The following is a 16,188-nucleotide window of genomic DNA, read 5'->3' on the forward strand; positions in this document are numbered from 1 at the left end:
AGCCACCCTTAGTAAGTCCGAATCTTCGGTTCAAAGGTCGGAACTGTCTTCGGCGAGAAGTTCACGGCACGCTTGGTTACGCGCTTGTCACCCGGGAAGTACAGGGTGTGGCACAACCAGTTTTCGTCGTCGCGATCTTCAAAGTCTTCACGAGCGTGAGCACCACGGGATTCTTTACGAACCTCGGCGGCGATCGCAGTCGCTTCAGCCACTTCCAACAGGTTTTGCAGCTCAAGTGCTTCGATACGAGCGGTGTTGAACGCCTGGCTCTTATCGTTGATCTTGACGTTGGCAATACGCTTGCGCAGATCGGCCAGCTGGGCGATACCCTTCTGCATGTATTCGCCAGTACGGAATACACCGAAGTAGTTCTGCATGCAGTTTTGCAGCTCGCGACGCAGGGTAGCTACGTCTTCACCATCGGTACGCTCGTTCAGAGCGTTCAGGCGCGCCAGGGCGGCCTCGATATTGGCGTCGGTAGCGTCATCGTATTCGATGCCGTCGGTCAGGGCTTTTTCCAGGTGCAGGCCGGCCGCGCGGCCGAACACCACCAGGTCGAGCAGCGAGTTGCCGCCCAGACGGTTGGCACCGTGAACCGATACGCATGCCACTTCGCCTACCGCGAACAGGCCATGAATGATCTCGTCCACGCCTTCAGCGTTCTGAGTGATCGCCTGGCCATGAATGTTGGTCGGAACACCGCCCATCATATAGTGGCAAGTCGGAACAACCGGAACCGGAGCAACCACCGGGTCAACGTGAGCAAAAGTCTTGGACAGCTCACAGATACCTGGCAGGCGGCTGTGCAGCACTTCTTCGCCCAGGTGATCGAGCTTCAGCAGTACGTGGTCGCCATTCGGGCCACAGCCATTGCCGGCGATGATTTCTTTAACCATGGAACGGGCAACAACGTCACGACCGGCAAGGTCTTTCGCGTTCGGAGCATAACGCTCCATGAAACGCTCGCCGTGCTTGTTGATCAGGTAACCACCTTCACCACGGCAACCTTCGGTAACCAGTACGCCCGCGCCGGCGATACCGGTCGGGTGGAACTGCCACATTTCGATGTCTTGTACCGGCACGCCCGCACGCAGTGCCATGCCGACGCCGTCACCGGTGTTGATCAGGGCATTGGTGGTCGAAGCGTAGATACGACCTGCACCGCCAGTCGCCAGAACAGTTGCCTTTGCGCGGATGTAGGTGGTTTCACCGGTTTCGATGCAGATGGCAATCACGCCGACGAATGCGCCATCCTGGTTTTTGACCAGGTCAACGGCGTAGTACTCGTTCAGGAACGTAGTGCCGGCTTTCAGGTTGCCCTGATAAAGGGTGTGCAGCAGCGCGTGACCGGTACGGTCGGACGCGGCGCACGTACGGGCAGCCTGGCCGCCTTTACCGTAATCCTTCGACTGGCCGCCGAATGGACGCTGGTAGATACGACCTTGCTCGGTACGCGAGAACGGCAGGCCCATGTGGTCCAGCTCGAACACGGCAGCCGGGCCTTCCTGACACATGTATTCGATAGCGTCCTGGTCACCGATGTAGTCGGAACCCTTGACGGTATCGTACATGTGCCAGCGCCAGTCATCGTTCGGATCGGCGGAGGCGATGGCGCAGGTGATGCCACCCTGGGCCGAAACAGTGTGCGAACGCGTCGGGAACACCTTGGTGATCACGGCAGTCTTGTGACCACCCTGAGCCAGCTGCAGCGCTGCGCGCATGCCAGCACCGCCGCCACCAATGATGATGGCGTCGAAGGAAATAGTTGGAATGTTAGCCATGACTCAGATACCCCAAAGAATCTGCACACCCCAGACGAAGTAAGCGAACATCGCGACGCCGCATACTGCCTGGAAGAGGAAACGTACTGCAGTCGCGGACTTGCCCAGCGCCATCGGCGTCAGGTAGTCGGTCGCGATGGTCCACATGCCGACCCAGGCGTGAGCGCCCAGGGCTACAAGTGCCAGCAGACTGAAGATTCGCATCGCATTGTGGGAAAACAGGCCGTGCCATTGCTCATAGCCAATGCCCGGGTTTGCGACGAGGTATCCGATCAGGAAAATGAAATAAGCCGCGAGAACGACCGCAGACACACGCTGCGCCATCCAGTCATAGAGGCCTGAACGCGATAGGTTCGTAACGCTGGTTACCATATCCAAACTCCTGCCAGAACGATCAGCACCACGGAAATGGCGATGATGATTTTCGAGCCCAGGCGGCCGCCTTCCAGCGTCTCACCGATGCCCATATCCATGATCAAGTGGCGCACGCCGGCTACCAGGTGATAAAGCAGAGCGGACAGGAGGCCCCATGCTACGAACTTGGCCAGCGGGCTGGTCAAGCATGCCTTCACCTCGGCGTATCCTTCCTCGGAACCCAGGGATTTGCTCAATGCATAAAGCATGATGCCCAAGCCCAGGAACAGGATGATGCCGGAAACACGGTGCAGGAACGACGTAACGCCGGTGATGGGGAGTTTGATGGTCCTTAGGTCTAGGTTTACAGGTCGTTGGCTATTCACGGCTTTTTTTCACACTGAAGAGCCCCTAACAATCAGGGCAAAGTTGTTGGGGAGTGCACTGGTCAGGTAAGCACCACCCAGGGAGTGCGACCCCCAATGAAAGCAAGCCCAAAAGCCCTTGGCGGTCGGTGGCCGAGTATAGACAGTTAGGCTACTAATGACAACGCGCACGCCTCACCCTAATAGCTGATTGCGCTGGCGGGATAAAAGGCGTAAATGGCAGTCAATTTCGACGAAAAAGTACGGTTAAAGCCTTCTGGAGCAAGACTTTAGGCAAATTGACATCTGAATTTATCTCACTATAGTGGTGCGGGCCCTGCGTGGGGGGTCTGTCTGATGATTTGAAGCATAAATAGGAGGCCACATGGCTGACAAAAAAGCGCAGTTGATCATCGAGGGCGCAGCCCCCGTCGAGCTGCCCATTTTAACCGGCACCGTTGGTCCCGATGTTATCGACGTACGGGGCCTGACGGCCACGGGCCGTTTCACTTTCGACCCAGGCTTCATGTCGACCGCCTCTTGCGAGTCGAAGATCACCTATATCGACGGCGACAATGGCATTCTGCTGCACCGGGGCTACCCGATCGAGCAACTGGCTGAGAAGTCGGACTATCTGGAAACCTGCTACCTGCTGCTAAACGGCGAATTGCCAACAGCCGAGCAGAAAGCCCAGTTCGTCAGCACCGTGAAGAACCACACCATGGTTCACGAGCAGTTGAAGACCTTCTTCAACGGCTTCCGTCGCGACGCCCACCCGATGGCCGTCATGTGCGGCGTAGTCGGCGCCCTGTCGGCCTTCTATCACGACTCCCTGGACATCAATAACCCGCAGCATCGCGAAATCTCCGCGATCCGCCTGGTTGCCAAGATGCCAACCCTGGCCGCAATGGTTTACAAGTACTCCATGGGCCAGCCCATGATGTACCCGCGCAACGACCTGACGTACGCGGAAAACTTCCTGCACATGATGTTCAACACCCCGTGCGAGATCAAACCGATCAGCCCGGTGCTGGCCAAGGCGATGGACCGGATTTTCATCCTCCACGCCGACCACGAGCAGAACGCCTCCACCTCTACCGTACGTCTGGCCGGCTCTTCGGGTGCCAACCCGTTCGCCTGTATCGCCGCCGGTATCGCCGCACTGTGGGGCCCTGCCCACGGCGGTGCGAACGAAGCCGTGTTGACCATGCTGGATGAAATCGGCGATGTCTCGAACATCGACACGTTCATCGCCAAGGCCAAGGACAAGAACGATCCGTTCAAGCTGATGGGCTTCGGCCACCGCGTCTACAAGAACCGTGACCCACGCGCCACCGTGATGAAGCAGACCTGCGACGAAGTGTTGAAGGAACTGGGCATCAAGAACGATCCGCAACTCGAACTGGCCATGCGCCTGGAAGAGATCGCCCTGACCGACCCGTACTTCATCGAGCGCTCGCTGTACCCGAACGTCGACTTCTACTCGGGGATCATCCTCAAGGCGATCGGCATTCCAACCAGCATGTTCACCGTGATCTTCGCCCTGGCCCGTACTGTAGGCTGGATCTCCCACTGGAAAGAAATGCTCTCCAGCCCGTACAAGATTGGCCGCCCGCGCCAGCTGTACACCGGCTACGAGTCGCGTGACATCACCAAGCTGGAAGATCGGCACTAAATCCCAGCCAAATAAAACGGCCTCTTTATGAGGCCGTTTTTTTTGGCTGGGATTTAGTGAGCTGCAAGCTTCAAGCTGTTAGCTACAAGCAAAAAAATACCCCTGCCTCACGACAGGGGTATTTCTCTATACAACACTGCTTCTAACTTGCAGCTTGTAGCTTAAAGCTTGCAACTGCCTCAATGATTCACCGCCCCACTCGCCCCCAGGCCCGTTTGCGAACGCACAAACTGCGGGAAGTACAGTGCACGCTCCTTCTCTGCCGCCGCCGACTTGTCGGTGATGGAGAAGAACCAGATACCGACGAACGCGATGATCATCGAGAACAGCGCCGGGTACTCGTACGGGAAGATGGCTTTTTCGTGGTGCAGGATCGAGACCCAGATGGTCGGGCCAAGGATCATCAGGCCGACGGCACTGATCAAGCCCAGCCAGCCGCCAATCATCGCGCCACGGGTGGTGAGGTTTTTCCAGTACATGGAAAGCAGCAGTACCGGGAAGTTACAGCTGGCCGCAATGGAGAACGCCAGGCCGACCATGAACGCAATGTTCTGGCTTTCGAACAGGATACCCAGGCCGATTGCCAGCACCGCCAGGGCGATGGTGGTGATCTTCGACACGCGAATCTCATCCTTTTCGTTGGCCTTGCCTTTCTTGATCACGCTGGCATACAGGTCATGGGACACCGCCGAAGCGCCCGCCAGGGTCAAACCGGCAACCACCGCCAGGATGGTGGCAAATGCCACAGCCGAGATGAAGCCCAGGAAGATACTGCCGCCCACCGCGTTGGCCAGGTGCACCGCCGCCATGTTGTTACCGCCCAGCAAGGCGCCTGCCGCATCCTTGAACGCCGGGTTGGTGCTGACCAACAGGATCGCGCCGAAGCCGATGATAAAGGTCAGGATGTAGAAGTAGCCGATGAAGCCCGTGGCATACAGCACGCTCTTACGAGCTTCCTTGGCGTCGCTTACGGTGAAGAAGCGCATCAGGATGTGCGGCAGGCCTGCGGTGCCGAACATCAGCGCCAGCCCCAAGGAGAATGCAGAGATCGGATCTTTCACCAGGCCGCCGGGACTCATGATCGCTTCACCTTTAGGGTGAACCTTGATCGCCTCGGAAAACAGCATGTTGAAGTCGAAGTTGACGTGCTTCATCACCATCAGCGCCATGAACGAGGCGCCGGACAGCAGCAGGACCGCCTTGATGATCTGCACCCATGTGGTCGCCAGCATGCCGCCGAACAGCACGTACATGCACATCAGGATGCCCACCAGGATCACCGCCACATGGTAATCGAGGCCGAACAGCAACTGGATCAGCTTGCCCGCGCCAACCATCTGCGCGATCAGGTAGAACGCCACCACCACCAGCGAGCCACAGGCCGACAGGCTGCGGATCTGGGTTTGTCCCAGGCGATAGGACGCTACGTCGGCAAAGGTGTACTTGCCCAGGTTACGCAGGCGTTCGGCGATCAGGAACAGAATGATCGGCCAGCCCACCAGGAAGCCGATCGAGTAGATCAGGCCATCGTAGCCGGAGGTGAACACCAGCGCGGAAATCCCCAGGAAGGACGCCGCCGACATGTAGTCGCCAGCAATCGCCAGGCCGTTCTGGAAACCGGTGATCTTGCCGCCGGCCGCATAGTAGTCGGCCGCCGATTTGTTGCGCTTGGATGCCCAGTAGGTGATGCACAGGGTCGCGCCGACGAAGGCGACGAACATCAGGATCGCCGGGATATTCAGCGGTTGTTTATGCACTTCGCCGGTCAATGCTTCCGCCGCCCAAACGGCAGGCGCAAAGACCGAAGCGCCGAGTACAGCCAATAGACGACGGATCATTGCGCAGCCTCCTTGAGAATCGCATTGTTCAGGTCGTCAAATTCGCCGTTGGCGCGTCGTACGTAAATCGCAGTCAGGACAAAGGCCGAAACAATCAGCCCGACCCCAATCGGGATTCCCCAGGTGATGGACGAGCCGGGACTGATCTTGGCCCCCAGTATTTGCGGCCCATAGGCAATCAGAAGAATGAAAGCGGAGTAAAGCCCTAGCATGATCGCCGAGAGAATCCAGGCGAACCTTTCCCTTTTTCTCACCAGCTCCTTGAAACGCGGGCTGTTTTGAATCGAGAGGTAAATGCTGTCGTTCATTGTTTTTATCCTCGCAGCACAGCTTTTTTATTATTGGAACGTATCCACTGTATGCGGCTGCAGAACAGGTTCCAGACGACCTTAGTATTAGAACGACATGAGGGTTCGCGCCAACTTTGAACTGATTAAAGTGACAGCTTTTCTCCCGTAAATGACAAAGCCCGTCTGACGAAAACGCCAGACGGGCTTGCAAGGTGCTATTTAGACGCTTCGGGGGTTATTTACCGATCCACTCGGCGACACGCTCAGGGTGCTTGGCAACCCAGTCCTTGGCCGCCGCATCAGGCTTGGCACCCTCTTGAATCGCGAGCATGACTTCGCCGATTTCGTCCTTGGAGGCCCACTGGAATTTCTTCAGGAAGGCGGCGACTTCCGGCGCTTCCTTCTCCAGGCCCTTGCTGCCGATGCTGTTGACGGTTTCAGCAGCACCATAAATCCCTTTTGGATCGTCCAGGAAACGCAGTTTCCACTTGGCGAACATCCAGTGTGGCACCCAACCGGTCACCGCAATGGATTCCTGCTTGTCTTCGGCACGGGTCAGCTCAGCGATCATCGCAGCGCCCGAACTGGCTTGCAGCTTGTAATCCAGGCCATAGGCCTTGATGGCTTCGTCGGTCTTGAGCATTACGCCTGAACCGGCATCAATACCGACGATCTTGTTCTTGAAGGTGGTGTCGGTCTTGAGGTCTTCGATGGACTTGGCCTTGACGTACTCCGGTACGATCAAACCAATTTTCGCATCCTTGAAGTTGGGCCCGTAGTCGACGACCTTGTCCTTGTTCTTGGCCCAGTATTCACCGTGGGTCACGGGCAACCAGGCGGAAAGCATGGCGTCGAGTTTGCCGGTAGCTACGCCCTGCCACATGATCCCGGTGGCGACGGCTTGCAGTTTCACGTCATAACCGAGCTTTTCCTTGATCACCTCTGCCGCCACGTGAGTGGTGGCAACGCTGTCGGACCAGCCGTCTACATAGCCGATGCTCAGGGTTTTGCTGTCGGCGCTGGCCAGTGTGGAGCCCATCGCAACTACCAGAGTGGCAGCTGCGCCCAAGAGTCGTCGCATCTTCATAGTACTTCCCCGAAAGTGCTGCGCCCGACGGATGCCGAGCGACGTCAACCTGTTGTTATGTGGTGCACCGCGCCCCCTTCACGCGCATCGATCCGGCGGCACAGACATCAGTGGAGTGCTGACACTTCGATCATCAACCTGCCGGGGGCTTGGACCTGCTCTGACTGCGACCTCAGGTAAGCAAGAAACGACATCACATCGCCAGCAGCCCGGTTTGCAGGACATGCTGCCAAAATCCCGCCCGAACTTTGCATGTCTAAATCATGCTGCCCCACTGGGACGGGCCAAATCCGGGTAAGATGCGCGCCTTTGCTCCCCCAGATAAGCTGACCATGCCCGCGACTGCCCGCTTCCCTGCCCTGCCCTATTTTTTCGCCATGATCCTCGGCGTGCTTGCCCTTGTCGGCTATTGGTATGGCCTCGGCCGGCCGGTGGTGTTGCCGGATGTGGCCAGCGCCAGCCACAAAATGCAATGTGCGTCCTACACGCCATTCGACAAAGACCAATCGCCGTTCGATCAGCCGTTCAAGCTGCGTCCCGAGCGCATGGACGCCGACCTGGCCTTGCTGGCCACCCGCTTTGAATGCATTCGCACCTACTCCATGACCGGTTTGGAAGCCCTGCCGGGCATGGCGCGCAAACATGGATTGAAGTTAATGGCCGGCGCCTGGGTCAGCAGTGACCCGGTTGCCACCGAAAAAGAAATCGACGAGTTGATCGCGGCGGCCAACGCCAACCCCGACGTGGTCACCTCGGTCATCGTCGGCAACGAAGCCCTGCTGCGCAAAGAAGTCACCGCCAAGCAACTGGTGACGCTGATCCATAAAGTCAAAAGTCAGATCAAACAGCCGGTCACCTATGCCGATGTCTGGGAATTCTGGCTGCAACACCCGGAAATTGCCCCGGCCGTGGATTTCCTGACCATTCACCTGCTGCCGTACTGGGAAGATGACCCGTCCGGCATCGACCAGGCGCTCAAGCACGTGGGTGATGTGCGCCAGACCTTCGGCAACAAGTTCGCGCCAAAAGACGTGCTGATCGGCGAGACCGGCTGGCCCAGCGAAGGTCGCCAGCGCGAAACCGCCGTGCCGAGCCGGGTCAACGAAGCCAAGTTCATGCGTGGTTTTGTGGCCATGGCCGAGGCCAACGGTTGGCGCTATAACCTGATCGAAGCCTTTGACCAGCCATGGAAGCGCGCCAGTGAAGGCGCGGTCGGCGGTTATTGGGGGCTGTTTGACGCCGACCGCCAGGACAAGGGCATCCTCGCAGGGCCGGTGAGCAATGTGCCGTACTGGCCGCTGTGGTTGGGCGTGGGCGGGATTATCCTGTTGGGTACCTTGGCCCTCGGCGGGCGCGTTCGCAGCACTCGCGCAGCGCTAATGCTGCCACTGCTCGGAGCGGTCGCCGCCTGCTCAATCGGCACCTGGGCCGAACTGACCCGCGTAACCGCGCGCTTCAACGATGAATGGGTGTGGGCAGGCTTGCTGGTCGTGCTGAACCTGCTGGTGCTGGCCCATGCCGCGCTGGCCCTGAGTGCGCGGGACGGTTGGCGCGAACGGGCGTTCAACTGGCTGGAGCAACGCGCAGGCTGGCTGGTGGCAATCGCCGGCTTTGCCGGAGCGGTGATGATGCTCGCACTGGTATTTGACCCGCGGTATCGCAGCTTCCCAAGTGCGGCACTAGTGTTGCCGGCCTTGGTGTACCTGGTTCGCCCGGTAACGGGGCCACGCCGGGAGATCGCGCTGCTGGCCTTCATTATCGGTGCCGGCATTGCGCCGCAGCTCTACCGTGAAGGTCTGCTGAACCAGCAGGCTTGGGGTTGGGCGGTGGTCAGCGTGATGATGGTTGTAGCGTTGTGGCGTTGCTTGCGGGTGCGTAGGGCTTAAGACCGCTTTTGCAGCGTTGCGACGATTCGACAAGCCAGCGCCCACATTTGACCGAGTGCATCCCTGGAATGCGCTCTAATGTGGGAGCTGGCTTGCCGGACCGCCGAACCGCTGCGATGCAGACACCTCGGTACATCAGGGATACCCAACTGATGCCATCGCAGGCAAGCCAGCTCCCACATTGACCGAGTACAGCCTGAAGAGCCGCACACTCTCTGCCTGATGTACTGAGTTCCAAATGTGGGAGCGGCGGTGCGGCGATTCGACTTGCTCGCGAATACGCTGGGTCAGTCACCAGATGCATCAACTGACACTATCCGAGTTCAGTTTCCAAGATCAGGTCGGCTGGAAGGCCGCTTCAGCTTTGCTTTTGATCTAACCACTCAGGTCGGCTACCAGGCCGCCGTGCTCTGCTTTTGATCTTGATCTGCTGTTGATCCTAGGCGCCCCGTTAACCACGCTGGCCGAACGCAGGTATTACGGAGCGGGTAAACCGGCAGGACGCCGGTTTAGCCGCGACGGGGCAGGGACGGCCCGTCGCGGCGGCCCGCTTCGTGATGCCGGAGTGAGGGCACACCGAGCCTAGGCGAGGTGCCGAGTGGTGGGGCAAGAGCCCTTTGCTTACTTTGGGGCTTTTCCAAAGTGAGTCGCCGTAAGGGCGAAACCAATGTCAGCCGTGACCCAAACAACGGATATGTACTCAGCGCCCCCCCCCCCGACAACCACAGCACTCAACCCGTAAAAAAAGATGTGAGATACCTATGCTGCGATGAGGCCCTGTCAGGCAACGCGAGGCTTCCTGACCAACCGCAACCCGGCAATCACCACCGCAAACACCGCAAACGTGGTGTTGTACAACGCCAGCGCCGGCAAGCCGAACACCATTGCCAAAACTGCCAAGCCCCACCCCGCTCGACCCGGCACAAAAAACGCCAGCACCGACGCGATCAACGCCGCCCAGCCCAATACCTTGAAGTGGATCATCAACCCCAGGTTCGAACGCAACTGGCATTCCCAGCGACTGGCCTCATCAACGCAGATACCCACCCACCGGCCATCCTCCATAAAACCGTAACGGGCGCCATAACTGGCGGCCAACCATAACGGCAGGGCAATAAGCAGCAGGATCAGTGGCAAACGACGGGACATGGGGCACTCCGATAGGCAAAAACGCCGCTCAGCTTAATGCGCCGGCTGCCGTTAGCAAGGCGCATACACACAATTAGTGTCCATCAATGCGTGGCAACGTGTATCTTCTGGCTGCTATAACCCCGATTCCGACGTTTTTTTCCGACTTTTCGTGCCGAAGGCTGGCACTTCGGTGGCAACGCGGTGGTCATAGCCTGCGAACTTCATTCAGCCCGTTTCCTCTTAGGGATTAAGTCATGCTCCGTTCCTTGCGCTGTGCTGCCTTACTCGGCAGCCTTTTTTTGAGTGCGTCAGCACTGGCCGTCGACATCGACCAGGCCACCTATGGCTTCCCTTTGACCAACCCGTTCGAAGCGACCATCGCCACCACCCCGCCTGACCTTCGGCCCAAATTGCCGACCAACGATGAGATCAACCAGTCTGACTACACCCTGAACATGCGCCCAGAGCGCGAGTTCAGCCTGCCGGACAATTTCTGGGCGGTGAAGAAACTCACCTACCGCATCGCCAAACAAGACCACGCCGCGCCGTTGATCTTCCTGATCGCGGGCACCGGTGCGCGGTTTGACAGCAGCATCAACGAATACCTGAAAAAGCTGTATTACCAGGCCGGCTACCACGTGGTGCAGTTGTCGTCGCCCACCAGCTTCGACTTCATCAGCGCCGCCTCGCGCTTCGCCACTCCGGGTATCACCCAGGAAGACGCCGAAGACATGTACCGCGTGATGCAAGCCGTGCGCGCGCAGAACGCCTCGCTGCCAGTGACCGACTTCTACCTCACCGGCTACAGCCTGGGCGCCCTGGATGCTGCGTTTGTCAGCAAGCTGGACGAGACCCGCCGCAGCTTCAACTTCAAGAAAGTGCTGCTGCTCAACCCGCCGGTCAACCTCTACACCTCGATCACCAACCTCGACAAGCTGGTACAGACCGAGGTCAAGGGCATCAACAACACCACCACCTTCTATGAGCTGGTACTGGCCAAGCTGACCCGCTACTTCCAGCAAAAAGGCTACATCGACCTCAATGACGCCCTGCTCTACGACTTCCAGAACTCCAAGCAGCACCTGACCAACGAACAGATGGCGATGCTGATCGGCACCTCGTTCCGCTTCTCGGCGGCCGACATTGCCTTTACCTCGGACCTGATCAACCGCCGTGGCCTGATCATCCCGCCCAAATACCCGATCACCGAAGGCACCAGCCTCACGCCGTTCCTCAAGCGTGCGCTGCAATGCGACTTCGACTGCTACCTCACCGAACAAGTGATCCCGATGTGGCGCGCACGCTCCGACGGCGGCAGCCTGCTGCAACTGGTCGACCAGGTCAGCCTCTATGCGCTCAAGGACTACCTGCACGACAGCCCGAAAATCGCGGTGATGCACAACGCCGACGACGTGATTCTCGGCCCTGGCGACCTCGGTTTCCTGCGTAAAACCTTCGGCGATCGCTTGACCGTCTACCCGCTGGGCGGCCACTGCGGCAACCTCAATTACCGCGTCAACGCCGACGCCATGCTGGAGTTCTTCCGTGGCTAAATATCTTCTGCTGCTCGCTGCCCTGATGTGCGCGGGCGTCGCCAATGCCGACAACAGCAAGGCCCACGAACCGGTCAAGGTTGACGCTGACGGCTTCAAGGAGCCGCTGACCAAGCTCAAGTTCAACCCGGGCCTGGACCAGCGCGAGTTCGAGCGTTCGTCGCTCACCGCGCTCAATGTCTACGACCCACTGGAGTCGTGGAACCGCCGCGTGTACCACTTCAACTACCGCTTCGACCAATGGGTGTTCCTGCCGGTGGTTGACGGTTATCGCTATGTCACACCGAGCTTCCTGCGCACCGGCGTCAGCAACTTCTTCAACAACCTGGGCGACGTGCCCAACCTGTTGAACAGCCTGCTGCAACTCAAGGGCCACCGCTCACTGGAAACCACCGGGCGCCTGCTGCTCAACACCACCATCGGCGTCGCCGGCCTGTGGGACCCGGCTACCGCCATGGGCCTGCCACGCCAGAGCGAAGACTTCGGCCAGACCCTGGGTTTCTACGGCGTGCCCGGCGGCGCGTACCTGGTGCTGCCGATCTTCGGCCCATCGAACCTGCGCGACACCACCGGCCTGATCGTCGACTACGGCGCGGAAACCGAGGTCAACTTCCTCAACGTGTCCAAGGTCAGCGAAAACCACCCGGAAATCTGGGCCCTGCGCGCCGTCGACAAGCGCTACCAGACCAGCTTCCGCTACGGTCAGATGAACTCGCCGTTCGAGTATGAAAAGGTGCGCTACATCTACACCGAATCGCGCAAGTTGCAGATCGCCGAGTAACACTCGTTGCAGGAGCTGGCTCGCCAGCTCCTGCAATCAGACGCCCCTCTGACACCACTTCTGCCACGTAAACCGCAACTGCAGCACCGCCGCCCTGGCCATCTCCCGATCCTGCTCCGTCAACATCGACGACCGCTCAAGCACGTCCAACAGCGCAGTGCTTGGCGCATCCAGCACCGATGCCTGCGTCACGCCAGGCCCACCCTGCTTGAGCACAACCGCCAACTGCCGCAAATAATCATCGCGCACACGGGCCAACGCGCCTTGGCTGCCCGATAAACTCGCGCGCAACTCCAGCAACTCATCGCCCACATCCAGCCCCAGCAACCCATTGTCCCAATGGGTATGACGCTCGGCAGGCAAGGTTTGGCTGTAGCGCGACAGGCGAATCAAGCGATCGGCCATACGCCCGCCAAACCAGCTTTCGGCCTGCTCCAAGGGGCGTGACGTCAGCTGCGCCAAGTCAAACAATGAGGCCTTGAACATCCGCCGATAATGGCGCTCGCCGGGGTTGAGCTGGATCAGGCGAAACACCACTACCGCAATGCCGACACCCACCAGCGTGGCGATGGCCTTGTTGAGGAAGGCGGCGATGTCGTAGGTCATCAGGTTGCTCGGCCCGACGTTATTGACGAAGAAAATGCAAAACGCCGAGGCGCTGGCTGCCAGTTTTACCCGGCTCATGCACAGCGAGGCGAAGAACAACGGCACACCCAGCGCCACACATAACAGCGGGAAAGCGTCAAACCCGGGCAACACCGCAAAGCGCACAAAACCGGCCACTGGGATCGACAGCGCGATACCCTTGAGAAAATTCAGACTCGACGCCGAGGGATTCTCCCGCGCGGCAAACAGGCTCAACACGACGCCGCTGATCGACACCGCGCCCAGGCCCGAGGGCCAGGCCGTGAACACCCAGAACGCTGCGACCGCCAGGAACGCCAAGGCACTGCGCAAGCCGCCGAGTACGCCCTGCTCGATATCCCGATGCCAGGACATGGCCCCCGGCGCGCCCGGTGGCACCCTGCCCGTCTCGATAGCCTCCAGGGTCAGCGCCCCCACGTTCACCAAACGCAGGACCTGGGCCAACTGCACCAGGCAAAAGTGCGCGTCTGGGCTTAGACCTGGATCGGCAAGCGCCGAAATAAGGCGACGCGACAGTTCAGGCAGCGCCTCTTGCCGCTCTTGCTGCAATGTGGCGGCCACGTCTTCCACCCATGTCGTAACAAGGGACGCGTCATCCAGCATCATCCGTTGCCGGCCCACGCCGCGTGCCGCGCGCAACAAGCCGAGTAAATCGCGACTGAGCACCCGCAACGCCTGGGAGCGGCGCCGGCCCTTGGGGCCTTCAAACCAGGCATGGTCGCGCTGGGCGTCCACCGCCACCAAACGGCCCAGCGCCTCCAGCAAGCCCTTGCGCTGATCCGTCCCCAGCAGCTCCGACGCCGCTGCGCGCATTCCCGCCTGCCAGGCGGCGCGTCCTTGAACCGCGAGGGTCTGCTCAACCCGGCGCGGCCATAAGATCGTGCTGGCGATAGACGCGCAGAGGATCCCCAGGCTGATTTCCTGGCAGCGCGCCACCGCCTCATCGAACACGCCCAGCGGCGCGGCGGTCGCGGGCAAGGCAATAATGGCCGTGGTATAGCCCGCCAACACAAAGCCATAAGAGGCATGATTACGCAGCAGCGACGCTCCCGTGGTGCAGAATGCCAGCCACAACGCCATGCACAGCAGGAACAGCAACGGCGCCTGGCCGAAAACCCCGATCATTACGACCGAAGCCAGGGCGCCTACAAACGTGCCCAGCAGCCGATAGGCGCCCTTGGCCAAGACCATGCCGCTGGTGGATTGGCCGACGATAAACACCGTGGTCAAAGCCCATTGTGGCTGCTGCAGGTCAAAGCAAAAAGCCAGATACAACGCGACCCCGCCGGCGATCATGTTGCGCAAGGCAAACAGCAGATCGACCCGCGAGGGCGCCAGGGTGGCTTGCCAGAAATCCGGGAGTTGAAACGTGGAAGACTTCATTCAATGAGCACATAGATAGCAAGCTAATGATTAGTATCGTATCTATATTCCTGCACATTGCCAATCGCGCGTCGCCTGGCTTTTGATTTTGATTTCGAACGCAACCACTCGTCGTATCCTCCAGGCTTCGGCCGACGGCCCTGCCTCATCGTGAGGTTTCAACAGCTGGAAAGCGGCCACCAAAAACCTTGCAAAAGCCATCACTTAGCCATACTTCGCACGCATGAGTGACGGCCGTCAAAATACAGCCTCTAAAGGCTCACTCCTAAACGCTATAACTGTTCCGGCCAAGCAAGCGAATTGGTTGAGCGTGTTCATTGCCAATACCCGGCATTAAACCTATAACTCCCCTACCTCTTTTTCAGAGGCCATACCTCGAATAACCGAGGCACTAAAAACCGATTTAAAACAGCCAAGCATGTTTCATCCGTGGTGAACTTTCGCGACCCTGACGGACAGCCATCCGTGATGGAGTCGCGTCAAACAGTTAGTGACTGCTTTCATAAGGAAATGACGAAATGAAAACACTTAGCGCCCTGCCCGCCCACGTCAAAGACGTCCGCTTATTCTCCGAACAACTGAAAGAAGCCCATAGTTTCTTTGGCGACACACACCTCAAGGATATTCAACTTAAGGACGCCGATAACCCCTACGCCGATACCGATGGGCTGATTGAGTTTATTATCGGCAACGAGTTGATCGAAGACCCGGAGGTCATGAAAAAGATCAGCGAGCTGAAAAAATACTTGATCGGCATGACCTCTGTCGTCACCAATTACGTGCAGCGCAAGGCCGAAGCCGAGGGGGAGCAGTACAAAACCGACGTGGCGCTCTGGAGCCTGGCGCTGTCAAAACTACCGCTGATGGGCCCGAGCAAAATCGATGAGCAATCCTATTCACGGCATATACGCGGGGTCAGTATTGCCGCCGACTTCGTCAACTTCATATTGGACATCGTCGCCTCGCAAGGCACCAGTGCCCTGAAGAGTTTTGAGAAGTTTATGGCCAAGCAGGGAGACGCCTTGCGTTTCGGCGTCGAAAACAACAAAGACTTCTACAAAACCATTACCGTGGGTGTTTCCGTCGAAGTGTTCAAGGTGGGCACCAACATCGTCTATATTCCAAAAATCAAACAGTACCGCGTCAACTTTGATAGAAACAACTCGAAATTCTCATCCGCCTGCGCCAGTGCCGAGTTTGTCGACATCAACTTCTCCTATAAATACGGCGCCAACGTATTTGATTATGAAGCGCTTGAAGACCCTGCGATCAAAAAAGACTTCGAAGAGTTTCTGCGCAAACAACGTAAATCCCAAATTGAAGAAGCGTCAACGTTCTTCGATGATGATTTCCCGGTAAAAAAACCAACCTCTACGCTTGCCAGCAAAGCAGGCTAGTTATCTGAGGCACGCTGCAACA

At 58.6% G+C, this 16,188-nt stretch carries 13 protein-coding genes; 5 read left to right on the plus strand and 8 right to left on the minus strand.

The window, feature by feature from the left end; genetic code table 11:
• Positions 1-8 precede the first annotated feature (8 nt).
• Genes sdhA through sdhC form a run of 3 tightly spaced genes read right to left on the minus strand, consistent with a single transcriptional unit; the run spans position 9 to position 2,521 of the window.
• Positions 9-1,781 carry a succinate dehydrogenase flavoprotein subunit gene (gene sdhA, locus ACDZ94_RS15605; protein ID WP_064451605.1) on the minus strand — a complete coding sequence of 591 codons (1,773 nt, stop codon included), beginning with the start codon at positions 1,779-1,781 and terminating at the stop codon, positions 9-11.
• Between the two features lie 3 nt (positions 1,782-1,784).
• Positions 1,785-2,153: a succinate dehydrogenase, hydrophobic membrane anchor protein gene (sdhD, locus tag ACDZ94_RS15610; protein WP_003172805.1), complete on the minus strand. Its 369-nt coding sequence runs from the start codon at positions 2,151-2,153 to the stop codon at positions 1,785-1,787.
• Entirely contained in the window at positions 2,147-2,521 is a 375-nt protein-coding gene (sdhC, locus tag ACDZ94_RS15615; RefSeq protein WP_003172804.1) for a succinate dehydrogenase, cytochrome b556 subunit, read from the minus strand. The genes sdhD and sdhC overlap by 7 nt, the downstream gene beginning before the upstream one ends.
• 364 nt (positions 2,522-2,885) lie before the next feature.
• Here sdhC and gltA point away from each other — a divergent pair, with 364 nt between their 5' ends.
• On the plus strand, positions 2,886-4,175 hold the full coding sequence (gene gltA / locus ACDZ94_RS15620; protein ID WP_034137560.1) for a citrate synthase: 1,290 nt from the start codon (positions 2,886-2,888) through the stop codon (positions 4,173-4,175).
• A 179-nt stretch (positions 4,176-4,354) separates the two neighbouring features.
• Here the strand turns inward: gltA and ACDZ94_RS15625 are convergent, their stop codons facing one another.
• The 3 genes from ACDZ94_RS15625 to ACDZ94_RS15635 form a co-directional block, all read right to left on the minus strand.
• Positions 4,355-6,013: a cation acetate symporter gene (locus ACDZ94_RS15625; RefSeq protein WP_064451603.1), complete on the minus strand. Its 1,659-nt coding sequence runs from the start codon at positions 6,011-6,013 to the stop codon at positions 4,355-4,357.
• The gene (locus tag ACDZ94_RS15630) at positions 6,010-6,321 is read right to left on the minus strand and encodes a DUF485 domain-containing protein (RefSeq protein WP_064451602.1); all 312 of its coding nucleotides are present in this window, start codon (positions 6,319-6,321) and stop codon (positions 6,010-6,012) included. The genes ACDZ94_RS15625 and ACDZ94_RS15630 overlap by 4 nt, the downstream gene beginning before the upstream one ends.
• A 217-nt stretch (positions 6,322-6,538) precedes the next feature.
• Positions 6,539-7,390, minus strand: coding sequence for a glycine betaine ABC transporter substrate-binding protein (locus ACDZ94_RS15635; RefSeq protein ID WP_432750417.1), 852 nt, complete (start codon positions 7,388-7,390; stop codon positions 6,539-6,541).
• A gap of 332 nt (positions 7,391-7,722) precedes the next feature.
• Between ACDZ94_RS15635 and ACDZ94_RS15640 the strand changes: the two genes are divergently transcribed.
• On the plus strand, positions 7,723-9,276 hold the full coding sequence (locus ACDZ94_RS15640) for a glycosyl hydrolase family 17 protein (RefSeq protein ID WP_432750418.1): 1,554 nt from the start codon (positions 7,723-7,725) through the stop codon (positions 9,274-9,276).
• Between the two features lie 780 nt (positions 9,277-10,056).
• On the opposite strand, the gene ACDZ94_RS15645 is transcribed toward ACDZ94_RS15640, so the two are convergent.
• Positions 10,057-10,425, minus strand: coding sequence for a hypothetical protein (locus tag ACDZ94_RS15645; protein ID WP_064451600.1), 369 nt, complete (start codon positions 10,423-10,425; stop codon positions 10,057-10,059).
• 236 nt (positions 10,426-10,661) lie between these two features.
• Here ACDZ94_RS15645 and ACDZ94_RS15650 point away from each other — a divergent pair, with 236 nt between their 5' ends.
• Both ACDZ94_RS15650 and ACDZ94_RS15655 read left to right on the plus strand, forming a co-directional pair.
• Complete coding sequence (locus tag ACDZ94_RS15650; RefSeq protein WP_064451599.1) at positions 10,662-11,960, plus strand: hypothetical protein; 1,299 nt, start codon at positions 10,662-10,664, stop codon at positions 11,958-11,960.
• Positions 11,953-12,741, plus strand: coding sequence for an MlaA family lipoprotein (locus tag ACDZ94_RS15655; RefSeq protein WP_064451598.1), 789 nt, complete (start codon positions 11,953-11,955; stop codon positions 12,739-12,741). Before ACDZ94_RS15650 ends, ACDZ94_RS15655 begins: the two co-directional genes overlap by 8 nt.
• 36 nt (positions 12,742-12,777) lie before the next feature.
• On the opposite strand, the gene ACDZ94_RS15660 is transcribed toward ACDZ94_RS15655, so the two are convergent.
• Entirely contained in the window at positions 12,778-14,769 is a 1,992-nt protein-coding gene (locus ACDZ94_RS15660; protein WP_432750419.1) for an FUSC family protein, read from the minus strand.
• Between the two features lie 518 nt (positions 14,770-15,287).
• Between ACDZ94_RS15660 and ACDZ94_RS15665 the strand changes: the two genes are divergently transcribed.
• Entirely contained in the window at positions 15,288-16,166 is an 879-nt protein-coding gene (locus ACDZ94_RS15665) for a hypothetical protein (RefSeq protein WP_064451596.1), read from the plus strand.
• Positions 16,167-16,188: the final 22 nt, after the last annotated feature.

It is taken from the genome of Pseudomonas sp. UBT (assembly GCF_050915955.1).
GTDB classification, from domain to species: domain Bacteria; phylum Pseudomonadota; class Gammaproteobacteria; order Pseudomonadales; family Pseudomonadaceae; genus Aquipseudomonas; species Aquipseudomonas antarctica_A.